This is a genomic window from Cupriavidus pauculus, from assembly GCF_008801835.1.
Classification (GTDB): Bacteria; Pseudomonadota; Gammaproteobacteria; order Burkholderiales; family Burkholderiaceae; genus Cupriavidus; species Cupriavidus pauculus.
Map to the genome: position 1 here is coordinate 1 of NZ_VZOW01000069.1, position 6,204 is coordinate 6,204.

General features: G+C 53.9%; 7 protein-coding genes and 1 tRNA gene. 6 read left to right on the top strand and 2 right to left on the bottom strand.

Translation table 11 applies throughout. The features are described 5' to 3' along the window. Nucleotides 1-244: 244 nt before the first annotated feature. From F7R19_RS29115 to F7R19_RS29125, 3 genes are all read left to right on the top strand, one after another. Complete coding sequence (locus tag F7R19_RS29115) at nt 245-718, top strand: hypothetical protein (RefSeq protein WP_150982931.1); 474 nt, start codon at nt 245-247, stop codon at nt 716-718. Nucleotides 719-775: 57 nt separating this feature from the next. Beyond that, nucleotides 776-1,603 carry a DUF7946 domain-containing protein gene (locus F7R19_RS29120; RefSeq protein ID WP_150982932.1) on the top strand — a complete coding sequence of 276 codons (828 nt, stop codon included), beginning with the start codon at nt 776-778 and terminating at the stop codon, nt 1,601-1,603. 193 nt (nt 1,604-1,796) lie between these two features. Further along, the gene (locus tag F7R19_RS29125) at nt 1,797-2,087 is read left to right on the top strand and encodes a WYL domain-containing protein (protein ID WP_150982934.1); all 291 of its coding nucleotides are present in this window, start codon (nt 1,797-1,799) and stop codon (nt 2,085-2,087) included. Nucleotides 2,088-2,772: 685 nt separating this feature from the next. Here the strand turns inward: F7R19_RS29125 and F7R19_RS30410 are convergent. Next, nucleotides 2,773-3,351 carry a hypothetical protein gene (locus F7R19_RS30410; protein WP_223505827.1) on the bottom strand — a complete coding sequence of 193 codons (579 nt, stop codon included), beginning with the start codon at nt 3,349-3,351 and terminating at the stop codon, nt 2,773-2,775. Nucleotides 3,352-3,353: 2 nt separating this feature from the next. Beyond that, the gene (locus F7R19_RS30415) at nt 3,354-4,040 is read right to left on the bottom strand and encodes an SIR2 family protein (protein ID WP_223505829.1); all 687 of its coding nucleotides are present in this window, start codon (nt 4,038-4,040) and stop codon (nt 3,354-3,356) included. Between the two features lie 413 nt (nt 4,041-4,453). Here F7R19_RS30415 and F7R19_RS29135 point away from each other — a divergent pair, with 413 nt between their 5' ends. The 3 genes from F7R19_RS29135 (at nt 4,454) to F7R19_RS29145 (ending at nt 6,143) form a co-directional block, all read left to right on the top strand. After that, a complete protein-coding gene (locus tag F7R19_RS29135) occupies nt 4,454-5,023 on the top strand; it encodes a P-loop NTPase family protein (RefSeq protein ID WP_150982936.1) in 570 nt (189 codons plus the stop codon). 224 nt (nt 5,024-5,247) lie between these two features. Further along, a tRNA-Gly gene (locus F7R19_RS29140) sits at nt 5,248-5,322 on the top strand. Nucleotides 5,323-5,408: 86 nt separating this feature from the next. Then, complete coding sequence (locus F7R19_RS29145; RefSeq protein ID WP_150982937.1) at nt 5,409-6,143, top strand: DUF6538 domain-containing protein; 735 nt, start codon at nt 5,409-5,411, stop codon at nt 6,141-6,143. Nucleotides 6,144-6,204: the final 61 nt, after the last annotated feature.

A 6,204-nucleotide genomic window follows, 5' to 3' on the forward strand; every position in this document is an offset into this window, starting at 1 on the left:
CACCAGCCGTACCGCTTCCAGCTTGAATTCCAGCGTGTACTGCGCCCGCTTTGTCTTGCTTGTCATCACATCTCTCCTTGCTTCAGTTTAACCTCAGCAAGGGATTCGTTTTGCGGGGGCAAGCTCAAAGCTCGAATCAAACTCTCACTTTATCTCCGACGAAAAGATTCTCAAACCAATTCGACAGCAGATCGCCGAGGGGCTTGTACGAGCCCTGGAAGGGCATAAAGAGCTTTCGGCGGACATGTTTAAGTTTATCGAGAAGGAAATTCAACTACGAAATCTGGAAATATCGTGGCATTGGTATTTTCTAGGCTCGGCCATGCCAGCACTGATTTCACTTACTACCCTTATTCTCTTCTGGATATTCAGGACGTATCTGAGAAGCATCTTCGGAGCGACGGGATTTTCTGTTGCGCTCGGGGCGATGGTAGGCGGACTTGGGGCTTTTCTATCCATCGCAAGTCGGTCCACAAAAATTGCCCTCGATGCGAGGGCCGGCTTAATAATTCACGTGACAGAGGGATTAGCCAGGATTATCACAGGAATTTTCGGAGGCGCACTGTTGGCATTGATTACCAAAGGCGGCGTGGCATTCTATGCATTAAAGACCTCCGGAAACCCTCTTGCAGCGCTCTTAGCATTCGCTTTGCTCGCAGGGACAAGTGAGCGGCTGATTCCCAATCTTGTGAAGAAGCATGAGGCCGATTTGAAGTGATACGTCCGGCGCCAACCCTAATTAGAACAATTTAAAAATACTTCGAGCAGGAAAAAGATGTCTAGCAAAGAAATAAAACTTACGCTCCGTGTCGAGGGCGGGGTTGCCGATGAGGGCGTTCTGGATATTTATGACGCAGCAGGAACGATATACGGGCTAGCAAGAAGCGTTAATATGGTAGCCCACTCGCTCGCCAATGACGGCGAAGTGAAAAAGAAAAATAAGATTGCACGCGGCGTAAAAACAGTTATTCATTCGTCTATAAAAGGATGTTTTGAAGAGCAGGTTGGCATTCAATTTGAAGAGAAATTTGTTAACAGTGTTGGGCCATCAGTATTTTCAAATGTCTTCTGGGATTACTTGAGATGGACATGGAATGGTGCCGTGGGCATCGAGTGGGAGCCAACAACGGCATACGTTAGAGCTTTGGCAAAAAGGAAAGATGTATTGATTGACGAGATTTCAGATGCCTTGGAAACTCCCATGCAGCATCTGCACAAATCGATAGCCAGCGACAGCACGGTAAAGATATTCATCAACAGACCAAAAGTTAGCGACATTCTGACGTTTGATAAAGAAACATTGGATTACGTAACGACACGAGAGGAGTCTACCGAAACAGAGTACATCGTCGGAAATATAACCCGATCAAATGTACTAAGTGTATTTGGACGACTCTTTTCTGACGAGGAAGAGAGGGTCGTTTCTTTTAGCTTTGCCGATGGAGAAAATCGCAGAGTCCGAGATCTTGCCATCAAGTCAATGCAAGAGCATGAGAAGGAAAGCAAAGGAAAAATGAATCTGCTTGTTTCAAAGGTTATAAATGCTCACGGTGTCGTGAAACGATACATCGTTCATGACATCCTTGAGATCAATAAGAGGTGATGGGATGGACGCCGCTCCCGATAGCTGTATCGGTGACCGGAACCGAAGGGTTTTCGAGTCACTGTCGCACTGGGCAATGGAAGTGCCTCCGAAGGGCAAAGCAGGTCTCGTAACGTGCCGCCTCTTCTACCGTTCTCAGACAGATGACAAGCTAAGTCCAATTGCAGGATATAACCGAAAGGAGCGAGCCGCCATGCTGCAGAAAATCATCGACGCCATTCGCAACCGAGAAGTCTTATCTTTCACCTACGACGGATTTGCCCGCGTGGTAGAGCCGCATGCCGTGGGTGTATCGAGAGCTGGAAATAACGTGTTGCGGTGCTACCAAATACAAGGCGGTCACGTCACCCCGGGCCACGAATGGGATCTTTGCAATATCGCGAAGATTTTAGGTTTGAGTGCCACTGGACAGCGCTTCGTTGGTGAGCGCCCCGGGTATAAACGAGGTGATAAACATATGACCACCATCTTCGCAGAACTCTGATCAGCCTACACGGGGCTACACTGGCACCACTATGAATGGCACTCAAGATGTGCCGTCGAACGGAGCCCCTCTCCCTGACCTCGATAATTGGGGCCGCCCCAAGGCTCCAAGTAAAGGCAAGCTTACTTCAATTCATATTCAAGCTGATAGCCTCGGCGTAAACGTTTCCAGTCTCGAAGCCAGCGATGTCCTCGCACAATAAGTGTACACAGTCGACGAACTGCCGATACGATAGTTTTCCCCCGAAGCGTTCCCGTACGATCTCCGCGAGAGATCGCTCTTGGTCAGCGGATAGGTTCGAATCGTGGTGCCGTTTGCTGTCATCCTGACACCATCCCACCGCCCGCTTGAACTCACAACGCGGTCGCATCCAATGCAGGCGAGAAATCGCCTACCAATTGACATCCTTTCTGACCCGGAGTGCTTTGCACGAAGGGCTATGATCGAATCGTCGGAACTCAACCAGCGCTTGTCACGAGCCCTTGAACTCGAATTTCTTAGCGATATCCCAAGCTCCATATTCCGCCGTCACGAAGAAGTTAAACATACTGTCAGTAAATGTAATGAGGGCAGCACTGAATTGCGAATAGCATGTATATAGCGTTCGCGTTATAGCCAAATCCTAGGGCGACAAAAAAGCGGCAGCACCATGCTTGCTACCTTCTGCGAGAACGGCATTAATGGCCTATGTAGCGCTCTTTGCTGCCGCAGCGAGGGCAGCTTTGTCGACATCAACGATGCCAGTATCGAGCTCGTACGGCTCGCCGCTGATCACCTTACGAAAGAGATCAACCGCAGCGTCCGTATAGCGGTGAGTCAGTTGCGGGGACTTGTGGCCGAGTTTCAGCGCGATATGGTACTTATTGTCCGTCGCGGTAATGTCGAAACCCTTCTCTTCTTTGATGTAGTTAATGATCTTTCTCACCTCGTGCCACGTGTCGTAGCCGAGTTGCTGGCCAACGCCTGCCGCAGCATACTTGTAGTCAAGATTGACTTTTGATGGGTCAGCAAGTGACGTGACGCCGAACAGCTTCGCGAAACTTTCGCCTGACTCTACGGCGTGCTCCAACTGCTCGAAGTTAATTTCCACGTGGCGCTTCGGGATATCCGAACGAATTAGTTCGACCGAGCGCGCCATCAACGCCCGCAGAAGCTTTGTGTTGATCTTCTCTAGATTACCCGCTTGCCCGAATGCTCTGAACACCCACTCGAAAGAGTTCGCCGTAATACTTTTAATCCGAATATTGATATCCGGCGCGACCAAGATCACGTATTCGCGAGCAGGACTCGACGCTTCATCGCGCTGAGATACTTGTGATCGTCGTCGAACCGCTGGTAGTCGGCTTCGTTGAGGACGAGCGACTGTGGTATCGTCCTGCACCCGTGAATCTTGAAAATTTCGCCGATTGCGAGGTAGCCCTTCCTCATGATCTGCTGTCCAATGACAGTCTCGTACTCGGGGAACAGGGGCTCAATAACCTCGTCGTAGTTTGTCGTGATGATCGCGTGCGCGCTGATGTTCTTCAATGCCTCTATCTCGACATCTAGCTCCGGCGACCCGTACGAGCCCTTGGCGTTCGGGCCAAGGCCCTCGAGCAATTTCGCAGTCGCGTGCTTTATGAAAATGTCGGCGGGCGCGCTCGCGCTAAAGTAGTCTGTGGGAAACTCGTCTTTGCCCTTACCCCACGCCCACTCGCGATAGAGGTCAGTGAAGACCGAGCCGATCTTCTTAAGATCGCCACTGTACGTTTGCTTGTAGTAGGCGAAGTCCTTGTCGATCAGCGGACACTTCTTCGCCAGAGCCGTCAGCAGCTCCTCCCAATTTGGCCCACCCGCGTACCGCTTTGAGAATCCGGAGCCGACGAACAGGATGGGCTGACACTCGGCATCAGCGAGGACCTTGGCGACATCGGAGGTGACCTCTTCCTGGTATTGCTTATAGTCGATAGGCATGGGCTGGCCCTTTTGTTACGTGCTGATTAGTATGCCCAACCGCCCTTTGCTGTGCCACCCCATACCGTTCGATCTACCGAAACAAGGCGACAGCACGACGTTCCGCCGCCGGCCACGTCTCGCTGTGGCCCGATCCCAAGCTGCGATTCAGCACTGCCAGCGCCGCCGCCGAACTGACGTCGTGCGGCGCCGGCTTTGATACGGCCAGCAAGACCTGTGGCTGCCGCGTTGCTAGTGTTGACGTGAACCGAAACCTTTGCCATGATTCTCGCTGGCTCCCGCGAGAGAGCCAGCTGGCCCGCGCTGCGAAGCAATGCATCTCGCTTACGTCTTCTGACACTAGTTATTCCCTTGAGCGCCACTAGGGACTGCGGGTCGTACCTAAAACATCCGTGCGCTTGGAGGATAAACTGATGTCATCGCACTCTCAAAATCAAGGCGCGCCTTCGAATCGCGCCGCTCTCATCGAACTCTTGAAGCGGGTCGCGAAGCGCGAAAAGACGCGACTGCGCGATGAGGAATTCGAAGAAGTACAGCTGTCGACCGTACTCGATCAAATCGCCGTAACGCTCGGCTACCGCAACTGGTCCCTGCTTCACAAGGATGCGATCCGCATGCCGACGGGTCGCTTCTCAGCTTTGGCGGCGCGAGTGTCCGATTTTCCTGAAGTTCAAGAGTTTCAGCGTTACAACGCGTTGGACAAGGAAGCCGCTCGCTCAGAGATGCGCGAATACGTCGAAGGCAACTTCACCCGCCTGATCGAGTTCGCGTTCTACGATTCCGAGTCGGAAAACGGCTTCGCTTGGCCTAGCGCGGATCTGCGCGATGAGCTGGAGGCCGAATTTGGCGAACGCTTTCCGCCTGAATTGATCGCCGAGGTGGCGTCCGACATGGAAGTGAACGACGGACCGTGGGGAATTGAAGATTACGGCGACGACGACCGTCACGGCCGCGAGCCTGATGACTCGCCCCAAGCCGCGTAGCCAGCGCATCAGGGCAACGAAAAGGCGGTCGCCAGAATGCCTGTGCGACCGCCTTTTGAGGGAGTGGCCCTGCGCACAAACCACGTCTACAGCGACGCATCCCGCCCAATGTGCGCCTCACAAGTCACGCCAGCAAGAGCTTCCGGAGTGGATACACTTTCGCGTGCAGCGTCCACATCACATGCTTGCACGCACCCCGGATTCCCGCATAGAATTGCGGGTTCGCGGGCGTCGTATAATGGCTATTACCTTAGCTTCCCAAGCTAAAGACGTGGGTTCGATTCCCATCGCCCGCTCCAAACTGCATCTAAGCGCCTGATTCCGCAAGGAACTTGGCTGCCACCAGGGCAACGGCACGCAAGGCTACTACGAAAGCGTAGCCCGTATGGCCGCCAAGCCCGGATATCTCTACCGCCGCCCCAGCGGTATCTACGTCGTCCGCATCTGCATCCCCACCCGCCTGCGTGCTGCTATTGGCCGTGGTGAAGTCCACATCTCGACCGGTCAACGTGAACTCACGTCGGCTAAAATCTTTGCCTTCCAAACCCTGGCAGAGTGGAAAGCTCGCCTGCTAAAGCTGGATCGCATGGACGTATTGAAACTGGAAGCCGGCAGCCCCTTGCTTGGCGGCAGTGGATTTCTGCCGCTGGACACCGCTGCGCAGGCTATCGGCATGACCCTGCCTGCGCTGGCTACCGAAGCGGCCAACCAGGGCGAAGACCTCCATGCCTACGCTGATGGGTGGCACTGCGCCATAGTGGCCGACGTTCGCCAAGTGGAGCGAGACTTTGATGGCTCGCTCTTGCTTGACGACGCGCTTGAGCGTGGCGAAGTGCGACGACTTTCCCATCAGCATCTCATCTGGCCTGACGCACGCGCTGTAGCCGCCCAGCTTACGGCGACTGGCTCCGCGAGCGAGTGCCATTTCTATCTCGACACCGAGCGCCGCCGAGCGGTGTTCCTGGACCACCCTGGGGTAGAAGTGCCTGCGGCCCAAGTGCTGATTCATAAGGCTGCGCTAGAGCGCATCAGAAGCACTCTACGGGGCCATGTGTGGAGTTGCCCCTATACCTCAGGACACGCAGACACCGCTAGGTTGATGACACTGCAGTCCGTCTGAACTCGCGCGGTGAGCGATATTTCAGGGCTTTGTGCGGGTGGCGCTCATTGTAGTGTTCAAA